Annotated in this window: 22 protein-coding genes; 9 read left to right on the plus strand and 13 right to left on the minus strand. The window is 60.2% G+C overall.

Annotated features, from left to right (window positions below; all coding sequences use genetic code 11):
• Positions 1–4 precede the first annotated feature (4 nt).
• Positions 5–211 carry a cold-shock protein gene (locus IVB40_RS13625; protein WP_247819072.1) on the minus strand — a complete coding sequence of 69 codons (207 nt, stop codon included), beginning with the start codon at positions 209–211 and terminating at the stop codon, positions 5–7.
• Positions 212–301: 90 nt separating this feature from the next.
• Here IVB40_RS13625 and IVB40_RS13630 point away from each other — a divergent pair, with 90 nt between their 5' ends.
• Positions 302–475 carry a hypothetical protein gene (locus tag IVB40_RS13630; protein WP_247819073.1) on the plus strand — a complete coding sequence of 58 codons (174 nt, stop codon included), beginning with the start codon at positions 302–304 and terminating at the stop codon, positions 473–475.
• A gap of 7 nt (positions 476–482) precedes the next feature.
• On the opposite strand, the gene IVB40_RS13635 is transcribed toward IVB40_RS13630, so the two are convergent.
• From IVB40_RS13635 to IVB40_RS13645, 3 genes are all read right to left on the minus strand, one after another.
• A complete protein-coding gene (locus IVB40_RS13635; protein WP_247819074.1) occupies positions 483–650 on the minus strand; it encodes a hypothetical protein in 168 nt (55 codons plus the stop codon).
• Positions 651–787: 137 nt separating this feature from the next.
• Positions 788–2,317: a relaxase/mobilization nuclease domain-containing protein gene (locus tag IVB40_RS13640; protein ID WP_247819075.1), complete on the minus strand. Its 1,530-nt coding sequence runs from the start codon at positions 2,315–2,317 to the stop codon at positions 788–790.
• Positions 2,307–2,639: a hypothetical protein gene (locus tag IVB40_RS13645; protein WP_247819076.1), complete on the minus strand. Its 333-nt coding sequence runs from the start codon at positions 2,637–2,639 to the stop codon at positions 2,307–2,309. The genes IVB40_RS13640 and IVB40_RS13645 overlap by 11 nt, the downstream gene beginning before the upstream one ends.
• A 333-nt stretch (positions 2,640–2,972) precedes the next feature.
• Here IVB40_RS13645 and IVB40_RS13650 point away from each other — a divergent pair, with 333 nt between their 5' ends.
• Positions 2,973–5,828, plus strand: coding sequence for a type IV secretory system conjugative DNA transfer family protein (locus tag IVB40_RS13650; protein ID WP_247819077.1), 2,856 nt, complete (start codon positions 2,973–2,975; stop codon positions 5,826–5,828).
• Between the two features lie 160 nt (positions 5,829–5,988).
• A complete protein-coding gene (locus IVB40_RS13655; protein ID WP_247819078.1) occupies positions 5,989–6,171 on the plus strand; it encodes a hypothetical protein in 183 nt (60 codons plus the stop codon).
• A gap of 301 nt (positions 6,172–6,472) precedes the next feature.
• On the opposite strand, the gene IVB40_RS13660 is transcribed toward IVB40_RS13655, so the two are convergent.
• A complete protein-coding gene (locus IVB40_RS13660; protein ID WP_247819079.1) occupies positions 6,473–6,697 on the minus strand; it encodes a hypothetical protein in 225 nt (74 codons plus the stop codon).
• 71 nt (positions 6,698–6,768) lie between these two features.
• On the opposite strand from IVB40_RS13660, the gene IVB40_RS13665 reads away from it, so the two are divergent.
• Complete coding sequence (locus tag IVB40_RS13665; RefSeq protein WP_247819080.1) at positions 6,769–7,128, plus strand: hypothetical protein; 360 nt, start codon at positions 6,769–6,771, stop codon at positions 7,126–7,128.
• Between the two features lies 1 nt (position 7,129).
• Here IVB40_RS13665 and IVB40_RS13670 read toward each other — a convergent pair whose 3' ends face one another.
• The 5 genes from IVB40_RS13670 to IVB40_RS13690 form a co-directional block, all read right to left on the minus strand.
• Positions 7,130–7,492 carry an ankyrin repeat domain-containing protein gene (locus tag IVB40_RS13670; RefSeq protein WP_247819081.1) on the minus strand — a complete coding sequence of 121 codons (363 nt, stop codon included), beginning with the start codon at positions 7,490–7,492 and terminating at the stop codon, positions 7,130–7,132.
• Between the two features lie 91 nt (positions 7,493–7,583).
• On the minus strand, positions 7,584–7,820 hold the full coding sequence (locus IVB40_RS13675) for a hypothetical protein (protein ID WP_247819082.1): 237 nt from the start codon (positions 7,818–7,820) through the stop codon (positions 7,584–7,586).
• Between the two features lie 381 nt (positions 7,821–8,201).
• The gene (locus IVB40_RS13680) at positions 8,202–8,681 is read right to left on the minus strand and encodes a hypothetical protein (RefSeq protein ID WP_247819083.1); all 480 of its coding nucleotides are present in this window, start codon (positions 8,679–8,681) and stop codon (positions 8,202–8,204) included.
• 425 nt (positions 8,682–9,106) lie between these two features.
• Positions 9,107–10,996 carry a PAS domain-containing sensor histidine kinase gene (locus tag IVB40_RS13685; protein ID WP_247819084.1) on the minus strand — a complete coding sequence of 630 codons (1,890 nt, stop codon included), beginning with the start codon at positions 10,994–10,996 and terminating at the stop codon, positions 9,107–9,109.
• A 144-nt stretch (positions 10,997–11,140) separates the two neighbouring features.
• Positions 11,141–11,338, minus strand: coding sequence for a hypothetical protein (locus IVB40_RS13690; protein WP_247819085.1), 198 nt, complete (start codon positions 11,336–11,338; stop codon positions 11,141–11,143).
• A 145-nt stretch (positions 11,339–11,483) separates the two neighbouring features.
• Here IVB40_RS13690 and IVB40_RS13695 point away from each other — a divergent pair, with 145 nt between their 5' ends.
• Positions 11,484–12,179 carry an HAD family hydrolase gene (locus IVB40_RS13695; protein WP_247819086.1) on the plus strand — a complete coding sequence of 232 codons (696 nt, stop codon included), beginning with the start codon at positions 11,484–11,486 and terminating at the stop codon, positions 12,177–12,179.
• A 157-nt stretch (positions 12,180–12,336) separates the two neighbouring features.
• The gene (locus IVB40_RS13700) at positions 12,337–12,717 is read left to right on the plus strand and encodes a hypothetical protein (protein ID WP_247819087.1); all 381 of its coding nucleotides are present in this window, start codon (positions 12,337–12,339) and stop codon (positions 12,715–12,717) included.
• A 354-nt stretch (positions 12,718–13,071) separates the two neighbouring features.
• Here the strand turns inward: IVB40_RS13700 and IVB40_RS13705 are convergent, their stop codons facing one another.
• Together IVB40_RS13705 and IVB40_RS13710 are read right to left on the minus strand one after the other, a co-directional pair.
• Entirely contained in the window at positions 13,072–14,736 is a 1,665-nt protein-coding gene (locus tag IVB40_RS13705; protein ID WP_247819088.1) for a relaxase/mobilization nuclease domain-containing protein, read from the minus strand.
• Between the two features lie 79 nt (positions 14,737–14,815).
• Entirely contained in the window at positions 14,816–15,157 is a 342-nt protein-coding gene (locus IVB40_RS13710) for a hypothetical protein (RefSeq protein ID WP_247819089.1), read from the minus strand.
• 652 nt (positions 15,158–15,809) lie between these two features.
• Here IVB40_RS13710 and IVB40_RS13715 point away from each other — a divergent pair.
• Positions 15,810–16,172, plus strand: coding sequence for a PRC-barrel domain-containing protein (locus IVB40_RS13715; RefSeq protein ID WP_247819090.1), 363 nt, complete (start codon positions 15,810–15,812; stop codon positions 16,170–16,172).
• Between the two features lie 72 nt (positions 16,173–16,244).
• On the opposite strand, the gene IVB40_RS13720 is transcribed toward IVB40_RS13715, so the two are convergent.
• A complete protein-coding gene (locus IVB40_RS13720; RefSeq protein WP_247819091.1) occupies positions 16,245–16,493 on the minus strand; it encodes a hypothetical protein in 249 nt (82 codons plus the stop codon).
• A 351-nt stretch (positions 16,494–16,844) separates the two neighbouring features.
• On the opposite strand from IVB40_RS13720, the gene IVB40_RS13725 reads away from it, so the two are divergent.
• Both IVB40_RS13725 and IVB40_RS13730 read left to right on the plus strand, forming a co-directional pair.
• Positions 16,845–17,060: a hypothetical protein gene (locus IVB40_RS13725; RefSeq protein WP_247819092.1), complete on the plus strand. Its 216-nt coding sequence runs from the start codon at positions 16,845–16,847 to the stop codon at positions 17,058–17,060.
• A 9-nt stretch (positions 17,061–17,069) separates the two neighbouring features.
• A complete protein-coding gene (locus IVB40_RS13730; protein ID WP_247819093.1) occupies positions 17,070–17,216 on the plus strand; it encodes a hypothetical protein in 147 nt (48 codons plus the stop codon).
• Positions 17,217–17,275 lie beyond the last annotated feature (59 nt).

A 17,275-nucleotide genomic window follows, 5' to 3' on the forward strand; every position in this document is an offset into this window, starting at 1 on the left:
GACTTCAGACGCGCAAATTCTCGGCGCTGCTCTTGCCCCGTTTTTTATCAACCTGGACTTCAAAAGAGAGTTTTTGTCCCTCGGACAAGCCCGAAAGCCCGGCCCGTTCGACGGCGCTGATATGTACGAAAACATCCTGTCCGCCGTCATCGGGCTGGATGAACCCAAAACCCTTGGTCGCGTTAAACCATTTCACAGTACCAGTCGCCACGTCCGCCTCCCGTTTGAGAATGGCGCGAAGTGTAAATCCGGCGGCCGCCGTCAGGCAAGGCGAAAGATGTCTCTGCGGAGGTGAATGCCCATGCAGGATGTGAAGGATAGCGCAAAGCGGTTGCGCGCCGAAGCCGACAATTCAGATCGTGTCGCGAGAAGCGCTACCGATCTGCAAAAACGCGAGCTCTACGAGCATTTAGCTGTCCATTTCAGAAAGCTGGCCGACAAAATCGAAAAGGGATTGGTGAAGGGATCAGAGTAGGCTGCAGTTACGGACGGACTTTTCGTTCGTTCAACGCAGCATCGTCCGCCAGCTTTAGCCAGTCGGCGGCCAGCCGCAGCCAGGCTTCTCTGTCCGGGCCTTTGAGCGCGTTCTCCGCCAGGCGGCGGCATTCTTCAGCTTCGGCCCGGTAGCGATCCGCGTCTTTCTCGCTCATCGTCCGGCCTCCCGCTCCCTAGATTGGATGACCGGAAAGCTGAGGGAAATTCGACGATAGGCGATGGGCCGATTGGAACCAGCGACGGGAGCACCTGACCTCGCAGATGAACCCGACCTTTTTGTTTATGCGGGCGGCTACTTCGGCGGCTTCCTTGTGATTTCACGACCGATGTCCTTGCTCATATCACTGGCGTTATCCTTGAACTGTTGCCCCGCCTTCTTACTCACTCCAGGTTCTTGCGCCTTCCGGAATTTGCCCGCGAGCGAACCGCTTCGGTTGTGATCTTTGGGCTCCGCTTCGTTCTGCTGCTCTTTGTCAGGTTGCCGGGCCTTCTGTCCCGGCACTGCTTTCGGTTCGATCTGCCGTTCAGATTGCTTAGTCCTCCCGCGGAATGTTGCAAATCGCTCCGAAAGAGTAGGGGCCCTGGGTTCGACTTTCGATGACGTCGCCTCCTGCTTGTTCTCCTTCAACTCCTCGCGAAGCTTTCCGCGCTGCTCTTTCCTGAATAGTTCCTTGCTGCGTCCGGACTTGATGTCGTGAGCCTGCGCCTGGCTTTCTTTCGACTGGGCCATCCGGAGGTCGTGACGCTCGTCGTCGTGACGCCGGGCGAGCCCGGCCATTTCCTTTTTATGCAGATCGTCAATCGGGCGCTTGATCCGCTCTGCCTCGCGCTTCAGCTTGCCTGCGAAAAAGAGCCGCTCTTTTGTCTGTTTGAGTTCAAGACGCCGCGTTTGAGTTTTGGAGCCGACCAGGGCGGCGGCCGCACCCTTGAGCATTATCTTGCGGCCATCCTTCCCGGCCGCTCGATATTCCTCGCGATGTGCGCGCAGGAAGAAACTCAGCCGCGTCATCGGGTTCTTCTGCGCTTCGGCGAGCCTGCGCTGCTCCTGCCGCTGAATGCTGTAAAGGTCCCGCCAGTCGCCGCGATGGGCTTCGCGAAACCGATTGCGCTGATCCGCAATACGGCTGTCCCGCGCCCGGTGTATCTGCTCGCGCTCGTGGGCCTGTTTTTTATCGAGACGCTCGTCTTCGCGAATGCGCCTGTCCACCTGGCGGCTCACCCGATCCGTTTGCCAGCGCTGGTATTCCCCTTTCCTGACACTCTGCCAGTCCTTCACAAACTCGCCCTTGCGGCGCAGTTCGTTGTTTTCGACACGCTGTTCGCAGCGGATCTTGCCCTGCTGCTTTTCGTACCCCTCCGCCCAGGTGGATAGTTTCAGGTGATCCATCTTGAGAGGCGCTGCGATGCCGGTCTCGGGATTGACGCGGTTGACGATGACATGGATGTGCGGGTGGGGCTCGTCGTTGTGTCCGATGAGAAGAGCTTCATGGCTTTCCATCCCCAGCACCTTGAGGGTCTCGCGGGCGGCTTTGACCATCTCGTCCCGGGTTGGCTCTTCACCTGGTGCCCATGAGAGGCTGTAGCAATAGACGGGGTCCGCCAGCTTTCGGCCGCGCGTGCTGCCGCCGGCTCTCGCCTTGATCTCCGACTGGTGCATGGCCGTGTAGGCCATCATCCTAATCGCCTTGTCCGGGTCGCGGGTCGGCAGGTTGACCGTGTAGGCGAAGTCCACACGCTCATTGGTCTCAGCCTTCTTGTCGTGCAGGTAATACAGGCCTGCACCTTTGAAGCTGTGACCCTTGCCGGCGACCTTAGGCACCATCGATGATGCCCAGGACCAGGGCTTCGACGACGGCTGCCGCCCTTGCCAGCTCGGGAGGAATCAGGCCTGTTGCATGCAGCTTGTGGACGGCCTGATTGAGATTGATACCGGCCCGGCGCAGCTGGTCGTAGACGGCAGGGTCAAGGCTCCGGGTCTTCTTCACGACCACGGTGCCGGACAAAAGCATGCGGCGGGCATAGTCCGAAACGGACATATTCGCCTGCAGCGCCGCCTGCCGGATGCGAAGGTACTCGGCAGGGCGGAGGCGGCAGCGCAGCATCTCGCTGAGCTGGTCGTCGCGGCCTTTACGGGGCCGGGCCATGGTCTGCTCCGTGGGTGCGCCCGGTCAATGTTGGGCGCTTTGTAGTCGCAATGAGTACGCCGTCACCGGCCCAAGGAAGGCCGGCTGTGGTTCAGCGGCGGAACGCTGACAAGATCAAACCGTTTTTTGGCAGGGAAACCTCCGCAGAATGCGGGAGGGTTTTCGTGCCACAAAAACATATCTTGCTACTCTGCCGCTTCTACCTCCTTCCTTCAAGTACCTGCCTGTTTTGCTGCTTAACCCTAAGACCTAAGTGGGGCCTCCCGCTCTCACAGCTCCCTTAACCTCGCCTCCCGAGATGCTCTAGGATTGGAAGTCCGTCCGGGGCCAGTCATGCCGCGTTTCACGATAGGGCTGCCGTTCAATCTCGCCGGGATCTTCGTCGCGTTTGCGATGACGATCTTCGCGCTGTGCTTCCTGTTTGAGGCCTACGTGATGATCGCGGCAGGGCCCGCCGCCATGTTCCACGGCTCGCCGCCTGCCTTTATAAATCTACTCCCCGGCTGGCTTTCCTACCCCCTGATCGTCGCCGTCACGGTCCTCTCCCTTATCGCGGGCTGGCCGCTTGGCGATGATTTCAAGGCTTGGTTCTCCCGCCGAACATGGTGGTACCGCCGCAGGAAACAGGAGCAGGAATTCGGCAAGGGCGGCTCTGCCGCCTACGCCACCATTGTCGAGGAATGGCGTTACCGCTATCGCCCGGGCGATATGCTGCTCGGCGTGTCACGCCAGGAACTCAGCTGGCCGATCGGCTGGAGAGACGATCGCGGTTTCCTGACCATCGCAGGGACCCGGTCCGGCAAGGGCCGGTCCCTCATCATTCCGAACCTTCTCGTCTATCCGGGATCGGCGCTCGTCATCGATCCCAAGGGCACCAATGCCGCCGTCACAGCCGCGCGTCGCGGCAAAGGCGGAGGCCGCGTCACAGAATTCATGGGTCAGGACGTCCATATCCTCGACCCGTTCGGCTGCCTTCCACAATTCACCGCGTCGCGCTTCAATCCCCTTGATGCGCTGGACAGGAATGCCCGCGACTACGTGGAGCAGGTAGGCATGCTGGTCGATGCGCTCGTTGTACCCGGCCCGTCCGGAGAGACACCTCACTGGGATGAGACCACGAGGAACATCCTGAAGGGCGCGATCATATTTGTGATGCAGCGCAAGGAGCGACCGACCTTCCTCGACTTCCGCGAGCTGTTGACCGCTCCGCCGAAAGAATTCGAGGCGATGCTGGAGGAGATGCAGGAAGCGGGCGAGCAGACGCGCAGCGCCTCCGCCCCGCTGCTGAATGCCGGGCCGAACGAGCGCGGCAGTTTCATGACCACGATCCTCCGCAACACAGACTGGATTGCGAGCCCGGCGTTGAAGGACACGCTTTCGGGCTCGGATTTCGACATCAACGATCTGAAGCGCAAACGGATGACGATTTACGTCGTGCTGCCGGGCAATTACCTCGAACTCCACGCGCGCTTCATGCGTCTTGTCGTGAACCTTGCGATCAACGCGATGTGGTCGCAGAAAACGACGAAGCCACGTTTCCCTGTCCTCTTCCTGCTCGACGAGTTCTTCAGCCTCGGGCGCCAGCGGCAGATCGAGATTTCCGCGGGGCTCATGTCAGGCCTTGGCATGACGTTGTGGCCGATCGTCCAGAACCTGTCACAGCTGGAAGAGCTGTATCCCAAAAACTGGGAGACGTTCTTCGCGAATGCCGGCGCGGTGCAGGCGTTCGGAGTAAACGACCGCACGACCGGGGGATATCTTTCCGGGCGGCTCGGCCACGCCGTCTGGAAAGAACAGGTGGGAACTCACGAGCAGCGCATTGTGAGCACATTCCGGGAGCCTGCCGAACTTGAGCGCGAAGCGGCCCGCGAAACCGGGCGGGTGCTCGTGTTTCGGAACGGCGACCTGCCGATGCTGATCCGCCGCCTCAACTACGATCAGTATTTCCCAAGGCACTGGTATAATCCCGATCCCGACTTCGCGGATGGCAACGGGCGGCCGGCGGGAAAACCGCCGCTGCAAGCGGGCATGCCTGACAAGGCGATGCCGCCGCCCGTCCTGAATGCCGATGATGCCGCCGCAATAGCGAGGGAGCGCGAAGCGCTCCCTCCAAGCGATGCCGCTGTAAACGAGCAGGCTCTGCCGCCTGCGCCGGAGGAGGAGCCGCAGATCTTCGCCGCTTTGCCGTACGAGCCGCCGCCTCCCGACGAGGACGGTGAGCTGGACCCCTTTGCGCAGCTCGATGCGCTGATTGGCCTTAAGAAGGTGAAGGACCGGGTCCACCAGCTGATCGCTCAGGCAAAATTCAACGCGGCGCGCATCCGCGGCGGGATGCCGCCTATCGCCACTTCGCAGCATCTTGTCTTCACGGGCAATCCCGGCACGGGTAAGACGACGGTCGCGCGGATTGTGGGCGCGATCTACGAGCAGCTCGAGCTCCTGGAAAAAGGCCACGTCGTCGAAGTCGATCGCAGCGGCCTTGTCGGCCAGTATCTCGGGCAGACGGGACCGAAGGTAACGGCGGCTTTTGACCAGGCGATGGATGGCGTCCTTTTTATCGACGAGGCGTATTCGCTCGCGGCGAGGCGATCCGACGGCGCAGCGGATGTGTTCGGACAGGACGCGATCAATACAATCGTGAAGCTGATGGAAGACCGCCGGGACCGCGTCGCGGTCATTGCGGCGGGATATACGGAGGAGATGAATAACTTCCTTGACGCAAATCCAGGCCTGCACTCGCGGTTTGGCACGGTCATCGAATTTGAGGATTACAATCCCGAAGACCTGACAAGAATATTCGCGCAATTCTGCACGGCGAATGAAATGGAAGCCGCGCCGGAAACCCTGGACAAGGTCCATCTCCTTATGACGCGGCTCTGGGCCGGCAAGGGCAGAACCTTCGGCAACGCCCGCGAAACGCGAAATGTTTTTGAAGCGTGCCTCGCCAATGTGGCAACCCGCGTCAGCAGCCTGGACGATCCGAGCGACGACGAACTACGGACGATCCTTCCGGATGACGTCCCCGATATAACCGTTCTTCGCGGGACGAACGGCAACGGGAACGGCGGTAGCCTTCTTGAGGAAGGAAAGGAAGTCCTGTCTCCTGCGCCAAAGCGCGCTGTACCGCGCAAGGCGCCCAAGCGCAGGAAGGGCAGGGGCCCTGAAGATACCAACGACATACCCCGGTAGGCAGGAGAATTCGCAAAGACAATGCCCAAACTGCTATAATGAACTCATGGTATTTCGCACGACAGGCAAGGGCCGCAAGGCCGGGCCGCCGAAAGACGAATCGCCCGCTCTCAAGATCAGGCTGCGCGGCCGCGATAATTCTGCGCTGAGCATGCAACAGATGGCTGAAGGCCTGCTGGAAGCGGCGCGCATGCTGAAGCAGCACGAGAGCGGCTATCGCGTCAAAACCGCCACGCTCTATGTGACCATGATCGACGAGAACGGCGATGCCGTTCGCCTGAATGATAAAAACGAACTCACACTCTATCCCTATAAATCGCACGCCGAGGAATTCGGCCTTTGAAAAAGGGTTGCACCTGCAACCCTGCTAGCCCCGCGGCAATGAGCAGGGAAAGGCAGTCAAGGGCCGCCGCCAGGCGGCTCGCGAAGCCCTCGGGGCGAAGCCCTTGACGGACTAAGGGATGCAATCCCTCTCTTCTTACGAAGGTGCAATTCTCTGCTGATCGCGCGAGGGATCGTCACCTCATGGCCGAAACGCGCCGGACGCGGTTCGGGGCCGGAGGCCTAGAGCCCGGCCCCGCGAAGCGGGGCGTGCCCTGGTACTGCTACGGCTGCATCCTGCGATGAAGCTTGGGATCGAGCTGTCAGTCGAGCCAGTCCTCAACGAGCCGCAAGGGGCCGCCAAGGCGCTCGACGGTCGCCACCTGTGTGTAAACCGAGCGATACCCGGTATCCGTCACCGGCAGCGGCGTGCGACAAAGGGATTCTATTTCAAGAGGGGCGAAGCACGTGCTCCATGCGGGGCAGTAACGGACTTCGATTTCGATGCCGCACCATTCCGTGCGGAAGTGTTGATAGCGTCGTTCCATGATCTTTCCTCCTCAAAAGAAAGAAAGGCGCTTACGCGCCTTCGGGTATCGAAGCGCCGTTCCCGCTCGAAGTGATCAAGCTGCAATATGGCTCCGATGGCATTTTTGACTTTCTTGGCGACTTAAACCCCTTGAACAATCTCAAGGATGTGATCATCGCGTTGGTTGGCACGCCTGAGCAGCGGGCGAACGCCGCCGCCAGGAAGGAGGAGGCGAAACAGCTGGGACTAAGGAATGCAGAGGAAGCGGCCGCAGTGATGCGACGGCAAGGATTGCCCGAGCATATTGTCCAGGCAACTTTCAATAAAGCGATGAGAAAGCTCGGATACAAGATCCCGAAGTACGCAGACGAAGGAAAAATTCCGAGACTGCCGGAAATTGCCGCACCGCCCCCGGTTCCGCGGCTTCCTCCTCCTAAGCCGGCGAGCTAGTTTACGGTCGCGGTACAGGACGGTTCGCAAGCTGCGCTGTCTTTTGAATCTTCTCGTCCAATGACAGCGCAAGTGCGGTGTGCCCTCCGAGACGCGCGACGTCCGCAGCAGAGCGTCCGCATTTCGTCAGAAGGGTGACGTCCGCCCCGGCTGCGACGAGTTCGTGTATGACCACACCGTGGCCCGCGAGAGCCGCGTAATGTAGTGGCGTGGCGCCATCTATGTCGGCTTTGTTCGGATCGACGCCCATTGCAGCAAGACTGCGGATCGGCAGATCGTCTCCCTGATGCGCCAGGATGTGAAGATAGTTCTGGCCCCGTACGTTCAAATAGGTAGTGAAGGACTGTTTTTCGAAATGAGCCATGCAATTCTCCTGTAATACGCCTAACGCAACGCAGAACAAATCTGCAAGAAATTACGCTTTTCCATAAACGACCAGACAAAGAGAAAGGCGCTTACGCGCCTTTCTCCTCGGTTGCTTCAGATGGTTCGCGGAGGACGATCCGGCCGCCCGCGACCGGAAGGAGATCGAGCTGAAGGGTGAGCCCCTTGCCGTCTTCGTGATCCCAGGCTGCGCCGATGCGGGTCCAGAAGGATTTGTCCTGCCCCTTATCCTCGACGTGATAGGCGATCAGAGAGGGTGCCTTTGCTTCGCGGGACTGTTTGTCGTTCTTTTTGAAGTTACGTGCCATGATTTGCTCCTTTTGCTGAATGTTCGACACGCCTCACCCAGGACAGGGCGGAGAAGCGAGCGGATCACTGCTTTTGAAATGGTGGGGTATCGCCCGGCTGCACAAGCGGCTTCGCGCGGAAGCTGGGGAGAACCGTTGCAAAACCCGGAACGGGCTTGGCATTGAACCGGAAGCGCGTCCTGTCAGGTTACGGCGTATAAAGTCGATGCATTCTGCGATTAAAGGGGCAATTCATGACGCCGCGCGTAACTTCAGACCATGTGGAATGGCAAACCCCGAAACGAAAAGCACCCTCTTTGATCTGAACGCCGGTTATCAAAGAGCAAATAAATCCTGCAGTGACCGCACTCAACTGGCGCTGCCGCACGAAGACGGCTTTATTCAGCGAGCCTCGAAGCATGCGTTGATATTCCGGACGCGGGTGGCCGCGTCCTTCGCGCCTGAGGAAGCAGCGAGGTGCTGCGTAATAAGCGCAACTTTCTCATTTTTGAAGTCGAGTTCATCGCGAAGGCGTTTAACGGCAACGCAATCCGCTTCGCTGGCATCGGGGACAGACGCCCGCGCGCATGCGGCAGCAAGCGCAAACTCTCTTGCCTCGTTGGGCCAGTCCGCGATCTTGGGGTCGTACAGGATGGTGCGCTCGTCGCGGAGGAAGACTGGCTCAGGCGCTGTCTCGCTTCCTTGAATGGCTTTGTAAGTGACGTCGCCCTGGGCATTTTTGCACACGGGCATTGCCAGCACTGTCTCCTCGCGGACATTGCCGGGACCCGTATCGGTCAGTGCAAGGTACATGACGCCGGCAAAAAACATGAGGCCAAGCAGGCCAATAACGCCCCAGAAAATATTGCTCAGAATTTTCATGAAAAAATCTCCCTCACGCCGCTTCAATTCAGCAAGGACGATATGCAGGTCTCACTGCAGATACTCTGTCATCGGCCGGGCACGACAACTTGAAATAGAGCAATACTGCCCCTCGCCAAAACCGGAATCAAGCGAGCAAGAAGCGAGGTTAATCAAAGCGTCTTTGCTGGGGCGCGGACATCGGCTTTATGATCCTGACCTTGTATCGCGTTCGCGATGGCCGCCGGGCGCGGAGGCCCGCGGGCGCCGCCGTACGGCAGCGCTGGCGAGACGGCAGGCGTCTCTTCACCGGTCAGGATGGTGCGGTGCCGCGCCGCTAGGCTGATGACTTAAGGGCGTTTCCCGGACATAGGACGGTGAAAGGCGGGAGGCGGCTAGCGGAACGGGCTGCAGGGCGCTCGCTCCGCTCGCCCTGTCGCGCGGGGCTAGCTCACTTTTTCCGACGAGCGGACGGAGCGTGCAATGGCGTCCGCGAGGTCCTGCTCGAAGAAAGGCTTTGCAAGGCGCGGCATCGCCTGCGCCGGGCCCTCGGGTAGTTCCGCGTAGCCGGTTGCGATGATGATCGGAAGGTCTGGCCAGTCGCGGCGAACCGCTTCGGCAAGGTCGGCGCCTGTCATGCCTGGCATGGCCTGATCCGTTATAAGCAGGTCGATGTCGCCCTGTTCTTTGATGAGCCCGAGCGCTTCCGCTCCGCTCGATGCGGAAAACGCCGTATGGCCCAGTTCTTCCAGCATCGCGAGCGTATTGAAAGCGACGAGCGGATCGTCATCGACGCTGACGATCCTGAGGGCGGGCGTGACGGGTGAAGCGGCGGGAGCGGCGTGTGTTGTTTTCTTTTCTTCCTCGGTGATCGCCACAGGCAGGCAGATTTCAACGGTCGTACCCTCTCCCGGTTTACTCTTCAGATAAAGTTTCCCGCCGGTCTGCTCGGTCATGCCGAGCACCATAGGCAATCCTAACCCGGTGCCTTTGCCAACGCCTTTGGTCGTGTAAAAGGGCTCAAGTGCGTGCAGGAGGGTCTGTTCATCCATGCCCGTGCCCGTATCTTTAACGGCAAGGCAGATATAGCGTCCCGGTTTGAGCCCTGGTTCGTCTTTGACGTTCCGCTCGCGGGCGGAGATGACGATCGATCCGCCTTTCGGCATCGCGTCGCGAGCGTTCATCGCAAGATTGAGAATGGCAAGTTCGAGCTGGTTGGCATCCGCCGATGCTTTCGGCAGACCGAGCGAGAAGTGAGTTTCGATCTGTACGCCCGCGCCAAGCGAACTGTGCAGCAGTTCAGTCATGCCTTTGATGAGGTCGGTAACATCGACTGTCTGAAGCTTGAGCTCCTGACGCCTGGCGAACGCCAGCATGCGTTGCGTAAGGGCCGAACCGCGCTGCGCGCCCTGCAGGGCATTGTCGAGGAATTGATGCATCTGGCCCTCGCTGCGGGGCAGACGCCGTTTCATCAGTTCAAGACTGCCCTGGATCGCCATCAGCAGATTATTGAAGTCATGTGCGACTCCGCCTGTAAGGTGGCCGATCGCCTCCATCTTCTGCGCCTGCACCAGCGCTTCGCGGGTGCGTTCGAGCCGCTCCTCGGCACTCTTACGCTCGGTAATATCCCGCGTGATCTTGGCGAAGCCGATCAGCGCGCCCTCTTGGTCGCGGATGACATCGATGACGACATTCGCCCAGAACTGCGTGCCGTTCTTGCGAACGCGTACGCCTTCCTTCTCAAACCGCCCGTCCTTCAGGGCGCTTTCGAGCGCGATGGCCGGCAAGCCGGCCTTGCGGTCTTCATCGGTATAGAACTTCGAGAAATGCTCGCCGATGATTTCTTCGGGCGTATAGCCCTTGATCCGCTCCGCCCCGGCATTCCAGCTCGAAACATTGCCTTCGGGGGTGAGAAGGTAGATCGCGTAGTCGGTGACGCCCTGAACGAGGAGTCGGAATTGCTCCTGGTTTTTACGCAGCTCAGCTTCGGCTTCGCGGCGCTCGGTCAGATCCCGTGTGACTTTCGCATAACCTAAAAGGTCACCGTCCTTACCGCGAATTGGATCGATGATGACGTAGGCCCAGAAACGGCTGCCGTCCTTGCGTACCCGCCAGCCTTCAGCCTCAAACTTGCCTTCGCGCGCGGCCGTTTCGAGAGCGCGTTCCGGCAGGCCGGACGCGCGATCTTCGTCTGTGTAAAACCGTGAGAAATGTTCGCCGATGATTTCAGATTCTTCATAGCCTTTGAACCGCCTCGCGCCGGGATTCCAGCTGGTGATGAGCCCTGACAAATCCAGCATGTAGATGGCATAATCGGTCACCGCCTCGATCAGCATGCGATATCGGCCATCAGCCGACTGCGAGGCCTCCAATTTCTCCTGGCGCTCCAAAATCTTCCTCGGATCAGTGTAAGTTGTTACGCACTTTAGCCGCGACCTACGAAATACCCTAGAAATTAGTTCCGGCCCGCATCGAACCGGTCACTTCGGCGGCTGCAATCCGGGGGAGCTTAACCACTCGTTGATATGCGCGGCCATCTTTGCATGTCGCGCCTTCTGCAAAAGAGTTTCGCGTTCTGTCCCGGGAGGCAGGTTTTCAGCGTTCAGCGCGATTTGCTCGGCCTCGCGAAGAAGGCGCTCTTCAAGGGTTAGGGTTTGCTTGAAGCGGCGACGTTGCATAGTCGGCTCCCGGGCGCCCAGCCATGCACGACAACCGCTGACCGACATTTTAGTTCCCATATCGGAACAATCTCGGTTTGCGTTCCTCATTTAGGAACCCGTGAAAGATCAAGGTCTTGTCTCGGGCAGCGGCTAGGAGTGGTTCATGCTTTCAGGATTCGTGTTTGACGTTGAGGGGACGCTCGTCGACAGCGTGCCGCAGAACCTTCGCAGCCTGCAGGATGCGCTCGAACACGCCGGGCACCGCGTGCCGTATCAGACCCTTCAGCTCTATTCAGGTCTCGACGGCGATCAGACTTTGCAGCTCGCAATCCCGGAAGGGTCCGAGCGCGAGCGGAAGGAAATTTTGGCAGAGCAGGGCGCAATCTACGAGCGGGATTACCTTTCGAGTGTGAAGCCGTTCGAAGGCGTTCGCGACGTCTTTCGCGTGCTCACCGAGATGGGCGGTCGCGTCGCGCTTGCGACCGACTGCAAAGGCATTGCCTTCAAGCGCTATCTCTCGCTGCTGAACGCGGACGACTACATCGCGGCGACTGCCTGCGGGGATGACGTCGAGCATGGCAAACCGGACCCGCGCCTTGTCGGCATTGCGCTGCGCAAGCTTGCGCTCCCGGGCGCGCAGTCGGTGATGGTGGGCGATACGCCTTATGATGCCGAGGCCGGGCTGGAAGCAGGCGCGAAAGCGGCCGGCGTCCTCACGGGCGGCTTCAGCGAAGAGACTCTCTCGCAGGCCGGATGCTTTGCCGTCGCCGAGGATGTTCGCGCTCTGCTGGCACATCTTCTACGCGGGGAGCCTGAGCCGGCGCGGGCGCAGCTCGATCTGCTGCGAAAGTCCGCGTGAATTTGCCACCGCGCGATTTTCACGCGCGGGTTATCTCATGCAACCTGATACTGCGCCGCAAACAGGCGAGGGGCGTCTCCTAAATAATCTTTCTCCTCACGGGAAATGTCCTGCAGCTCGCGGGTTGTCAGGCAACAAAACCAGGAGAGGAAAGTCCATGCGAATAGCAACCTTGACGTTCTCCGTCCTTCTCGCGGCAACAGTGTTGCCGCTACACGCGCAGCAGACATCACCTAAGGCAGTCCAGGAAGAAGCGGATAAGGGCCTTAAGACGCACAACTCCGGCGCGTCCGGAGTTGTCGGCGAGCAGAAAGCCGGCTCTCCGAACATGCCGGGCCAGATGGGGACCGGCGATTCATCAGCGCAGCCGAGCGCGCAGAATTCAGGGACGGGTGTGAGCGGCGCGCCGGGCAACAAGAACGGACCGCCCGCGAACGCGACGACGACGGGCATCTCAAACTCTACTGTCCAGCAGCAGGACAGTTCGGGCGTCAAAGGTCTTCCCGGAAACAAGAGCGGCCCGCCTGCCAGGAAATAAGCTTCATCTCGTGCCGTACGGGCGCAGCGTCATTCTCTCTGCGCCCGTGCCGCACCGATCTACCACCCCTCCTTGCTTTCCGGAAGATTCATTCTCGCGGGGCAACGAGAGATCAAACAGGCTGGTTCCGGATTTAACCTATCCACCAGCATCAAGCTTAATTTGCGAAGGAAGTTGCCGCGCCGCGCGCATCGACGAATATGCGGCACTGGACATTGCCCTCGTCCAGGACCAGCGTGGCGAGGCCGTCCGGCGATCATACTCCGCCCGGCGGCTTCGTTGTTGCCGGGGGCCGACCTGCTGCGGCTGCTGCACATGCTCCGGTGCCAGCCGCCATTGGCAGACCTTCGCGCCTTAAATCTTTCCTGATGGCGACGCAGGGCCGCGGTGCGGCATGCGTCCTCTGAAGCGATGTCTGCGACCCGTTACTTCCTTCTCGTTCAGCTTGAATGCCGCAGAGAGCGGCAGACCGGCAATGCCGCCACCCTGGCTGCTGCCTTGACGCTGCAGGGGCAGCCATTTGGAGGCTGGATCGCTCGTAATCTCGATGCCGTTTTCCTTCATATAGGCATAAGTGCGGGCAAGCCTTTCCACCGAAGGAGCGTAGCGACTGTCATACCATTTCCTGAGATTCCGTGATTGATCGAAGTCCTTGGCTTTGTGGCCCCGCTTGAGGCCAACGCTGAGAGCAAGCGTGATTTCTCCATCGTAGTCACCCCGGTTATGCGCAAGCCACGCCTTATGCCAGGCAATCTGGCCAAGCTGCCCTCGTTCCAGGCATCTCAACTCGTGTTTCTCAAGGCGTCTGAGCGCTGTGTAAAGCCGCTCGCAATCGGCGGCCTCGTTATCATGACGCCTTTTCATCGCGGTCTTCACTTCGCGATGGAATTCCTCCATGGTGCGAAGCTGCTTGCGCCGCTGCTTCTCGTAATAGCGGATAAGATCCCTCAAAGCCGCAACCTTGCGGAGGTAAAGCGCAAGGCCAGTCGCCTGCCAGTGCCGGCGGGCGAGGTGCCGCTTCTTTTCGTCAAAGAACCAGGCCAGCATGACCTTGCGCTCATGCATCTGCCGGAGCTTGATCTTCTGCCATTGTAGATCAACGGCAAGTTTGCGCGTTCGCTGAGCGCGCAGCAGGCGGTTGCGCGCTTCCTCTGCCGCCGCGTCCTTCTCCAGGTGCTCCCGCGCGGCGTCGCGCAGGGCTGATGCGCGCTGCGCCATCAATATCTTCGCGCGCTCCGCTGTCGGCAGGAGGGCGACGGGCAGGCTCTGCAGCTTCGCTGCCACATCCTTTGTTTTCGCGCCTTCTATCTGGCGCGGCAGGCTGTGCACGTCGCAGGCGAGGTCCACGACGACGTAGGCGCGCCTGTCGCCTCTCGCGAGAAGGTAGCCGCGCTCCTCAAGGCTTGCCTGCAGGCTCACGCCATCATCCGACATTCGCCATGCCTCGGTCACAGCCGCGCGCCGTTCTTCCGGGGTGATGCCGGAGGTCTTTGCCCGCTCCTTGTCGGCACGGGTAGACGCCTTTGTCCGGGCGGGGTCGTCAAAGCGGGCGGGACCGCGATCTTCCGCGAGCCCCGCCGGGAGCGTCAGGCCGAATTCAGCCGCGAGGTCCTGCGCGCATTTGCGCAGCTTCTGGCGGTCATGGCCGAGATGGATGGCTTTCATCCGCTCGATGTCGATGCGCGACCACACGACATGGCAATGGTGGCGCCCGTTCTTTACGTGAAAGAGCACGATGCGGGGCTGGCCGGAGAGGCCAAGCCGCGCTTCCATCAGCTCCAGCACCCGCATGAACTGCGCGCGGCTGAGAGGCCGGCGCGGGTTGATGAAGGCGGCATAGACGCCTTCTTTCGCGCGCGTGCCTGCGCACAGCGCGTCCATTTCGGCAAGCGCCCCGTCGATATCGGTCGCGACCGTGCCGGATACTTCGGCGAGCTCGATGGTGTCGTTATCGACGGTGTTCTGCAGATGGCGCGCGAGCCAACGGGTATTACCGGTCTGCAGCCCCGAGATAATCACTGAAACCGCCTGCGCACATCAGTGCCGCGCAATATAGCCATGGCCGGAGCCTGCGAGCTCCTCTGGCGAGCGTCCCGGGTCATGGCTTGCGCCCCAGGGCGGTGAGACACAGAAGGCGAAGCTCGGAAAGATCGTGCAGCGCCGTATCGAGCGCCTGCGCGTCTGCAAGCGACGCCGCGCTCCTGAAGGCCGCAGCCAGCTGGCCGATCCTGCCGAGCAGGAGCGCCACGTCCTCGTGGTTCGAGGTCGGGCGCCTCGCTGCGCGCGGCATGGGGAATGCGAGCGCGGTGTTTCTGAGAAAGGTAGCGACCGGTACGCCCGTAGCATTAGCTTTTGCGCATATGAGGGCGTTCTCAAGCGGGGTGAAGCGGACAGTGTGCCGCTCGTCTCGCTGCCGTGTCTCGCTGCCGCTCTCCGCCATCGCACCTCCCCGCGCTGTGGCGACTCCCGGGCACCGGCCCGGTCGTGGTCGCGAGGGGCGCGAAAGCCCCTCGTCGGCGGGCGTGCATAAAAGCAGCGCTCGCCGCAGGCGGTGTCCAGGGGCGGCCGTGAGCCCTGGTCGTGGGTACAAGGGGCACTGAATAGCCCTTTGCCGGATGTCCGTGAAAGTTACGCTATTCACGGCTCGCAGATCATCCGGGGTGCATCCAAGGCCGCCGATGCCTTGGTCGCAGGGTGCGGGATCGAAAGTTCCGCGTCGCCTGATCATCTGCCAGCGTCATGCTGGCGGTGTTGATCGGGCGACAACAGCGGGGGTCACACGGGGGCGGCGCTTGAGCCCCCTCAAGATGTGCGCGGTCTGCCCGCGCACATCTTGTATCCAACGCTATCCCTTAATTCTAGTTTGCCATAACTCAACACAAGGTTGCAAAATGCGAGCCCCGTGTTGTGAGCGAACTTTAATCCGCGAGTGGAAAAAGCTGTAAAACATGGAATTTCAGCGAACGCTAATTTAGACGCGCGCTTTCCAGGCATCAACCGATGGGTGAGGCGAAACGACCATAAGTAGTGCCTCGCGGAACGTTCATCGTTAGCCGCCGTTGACTGGGCGGGGCTCGATAATGGAGGAAATCATGGCAACAGAGGAAAGAGAAACCGGCACCCTGATCGGCAGTGACAAGGTTGAAGGCACAGCGGTCTATGGTCCCGATGAAACCAAGATAGGATCGATCGAGCGCGTCATGATCGACAAGCAGTCTGGCAAGGTCTCTTACGCGGTTCTGAGTTTTGGCGGCTTCCTGGGAATGGGAGACGATCATTACCCGCTGCCGTGGCATTCGCTCAAATACGACACCAGCCTCGGCGGCTACCGCACCGGCATCACTCAGCAGCAGCTGGAGGGCGCCCCGAAATACGCGGGCGACAATGACTGGAACTGGGGCGACCAGTCCCGCACGCGGGCGGTGGATGACTATTACGGGCTTGCCCCGATCTGACGAAAACCTCGGAAAAAAGCCCGCCGGAAGGCGGGCTTTTTTCAATGGAGTTATCGCAGTCTACGCTTTGATTCAGCGGATTGTCAGCACGAACGGAAACACCTGTTGAGACGCCTGCGACTGAACCTGCGCGCCAACGGGCCGCGCGGCTTCATCGGTCGATACGGGCGGCTTGGGCCACCAGGGGACCGTGGCAAGCGCCACAAGCGAAGCGGCGGTGAAGACGGCTGCCACACGGCAGGTTTTTCGGTTGGCGGCATCTTGCCGCTGTCTGTAATCCAGCCTCGCAGATATCTGCTGATCTTCTGTTGTGTACTTCATTGAATTCTCCTTCGGCTAATAAATCATCGCGCGGATCGGTGTGTCAAACTTGGCAACAGCTGATTTCCATAAGGAGCGCGGCAAAAATCCTTACCGCAGTCGTGTTTATGATGATCGCTGCTACCCCTCCCATGGGTTCAGCCGGACCAAGCCGGGTCCCAAGCTTCTCTTCGTTTCAGTGATTGATGCGCCGCGCGAACATGGGCGCGAGGGACAGTCACCTCCTGGCCGAAACCCAAGGGGTTCGGGGAGCGCCGGATACGGCGCGAGTATGGCCCGGCCCGCTGACGGGCGCGCAAGACTTGCTGTCTGCCGCAGGGAACCCTGGCAGGCTCGCCGGGTTTTTCTCACATGAGCGAACCACTCCCATGGCTGATTGAGAATTCTATCCAGATCGCCTGGGATTACCTTGAGCGTACCGGGGAAATCGTAGATGCCGCCGAGACCAGCAAATTCCTTCTGAAATCCGTCGATGAGATGGTCCTGAAGGGTGAGCGCAGGAAGCTGATGCTGGCCAACCGGGCTATCGATGCCTACCGGCTTCGCAAGCTGCGGATTGTCTCGTAAGGAGCGAACATGGAAAAGCCCACGCAGGAACAGCTGGACGAACTGAAGAGGCTGAGCCGGGAAGCGCGCGTCAGCGACTGGTCGGAAATCGTCCAGTCAAAGGAGGAGGCGGAAACCCGCATCCGCGATCTCAAAGACAAGGCACGAATGGAATAGGTGACGCCTGAGTGGCGAATCCATTAACGGGCGCGAACCTGAATTCTCCAACCACACAA

The organism is Bradyrhizobium sp. 40 (assembly GCF_023100925.1).
Classification (GTDB): domain Bacteria; phylum Pseudomonadota; class Alphaproteobacteria; order Rhizobiales; family Xanthobacteraceae; genus Bradyrhizobium.

Bases quoted from the DNA above. Each gene is read 5' to 3' on its own strand.
- IVB40_RS13630 (WP_247819073.1), top strand. From the start codon at position 302: ATGCAGGATGTGAAGGATAGCGCAAAGCGGTTGCGCGCCGAAGCCGAC.
- IVB40_RS13635 (WP_247819074.1), bottom strand. From the start codon at position 650: ATGAGCGAGAAAGACGCGGATCGCTACCGGGCCGAAGCTGAAGAATGC.
- IVB40_RS13640 (WP_247819075.1), bottom strand. From the start codon at position 2,317: ATGGTGCCTAAGGTCGCCGGCAAGGGTCACAGCTTCAAAGGTGCAGGC.
- IVB40_RS13645 (WP_247819076.1), bottom strand. From the start codon at position 2,639: ATGGCCCGGCCCCGTAAAGGCCGCGACGACCAGCTCAGCGAGATGCTG.
- IVB40_RS13650 (WP_247819077.1), top strand. From the start codon at position 2,973: ATGCCGCGTTTCACGATAGGGCTGCCGTTCAATCTCGCCGGGATCTTC.
- IVB40_RS13655 (WP_247819078.1), top strand. From the start codon at position 5,989: ATGGCTGAAGGCCTGCTGGAAGCGGCGCGCATGCTGAAGCAGCACGAG.
- IVB40_RS13660 (WP_247819079.1), bottom strand. From the start codon at position 6,697: ATGGAACGACGCTATCAACACTTCCGCACGGAATGGTGCGGCATCGAA.
- IVB40_RS13670 (WP_247819081.1), bottom strand. From the start codon at position 7,492: ATGGCTCATTTCGAAAAACAGTCCTTCACTACCTATTTGAACGTACGG.
- IVB40_RS13675 (WP_247819082.1), bottom strand. From the start codon at position 7,820: ATGGCACGTAACTTCAAAAAGAACGACAAACAGTCCCGCGAAGCAAAG.
- IVB40_RS13680 (WP_247819083.1), bottom strand. From the start codon at position 8,681: ATGAAAATTCTGAGCAATATTTTCTGGGGCGTTATTGGCCTGCTTGGC.
- IVB40_RS13685 (WP_247819084.1), bottom strand. From the start codon at position 10,996: ATGCTGATCGAGGCGGTGACCGATTATGCCATCTACATGCTGGATTTG.
- IVB40_RS13690 (WP_247819085.1), bottom strand. From the start codon at position 11,338: ATGCAACGTCGCCGCTTCAAGCAAACCCTAACCCTTGAAGAGCGCCTT.
- IVB40_RS13695 (WP_247819086.1), top strand. From the start codon at position 11,484: ATGCTTTCAGGATTCGTGTTTGACGTTGAGGGGACGCTCGTCGACAGC.
- IVB40_RS13700 (WP_247819087.1), top strand. From the start codon at position 12,337: ATGCGAATAGCAACCTTGACGTTCTCCGTCCTTCTCGCGGCAACAGTG.
- IVB40_RS13710 (WP_247819089.1), bottom strand. From the start codon at position 15,157: ATGGCGGAGAGCGGCAGCGAGACACGGCAGCGAGACGAGCGGCACACT.
- IVB40_RS13715 (WP_247819090.1), top strand. From the start codon at position 15,810: ATGGCAACAGAGGAAAGAGAAACCGGCACCCTGATCGGCAGTGACAAG.
- IVB40_RS13720 (WP_247819091.1), bottom strand. From the start codon at position 16,493: ATGAAGTACACAACAGAAGATCAGCAGATATCTGCGAGGCTGGATTAC.
- IVB40_RS13725 (WP_247819092.1), top strand. From the start codon at position 16,845: ATGAGCGAACCACTCCCATGGCTGATTGAGAATTCTATCCAGATCGCC.
- IVB40_RS13730 (WP_247819093.1), top strand. From the start codon at position 17,070: ATGGAAAAGCCCACGCAGGAACAGCTGGACGAACTGAAGAGGCTGAGC.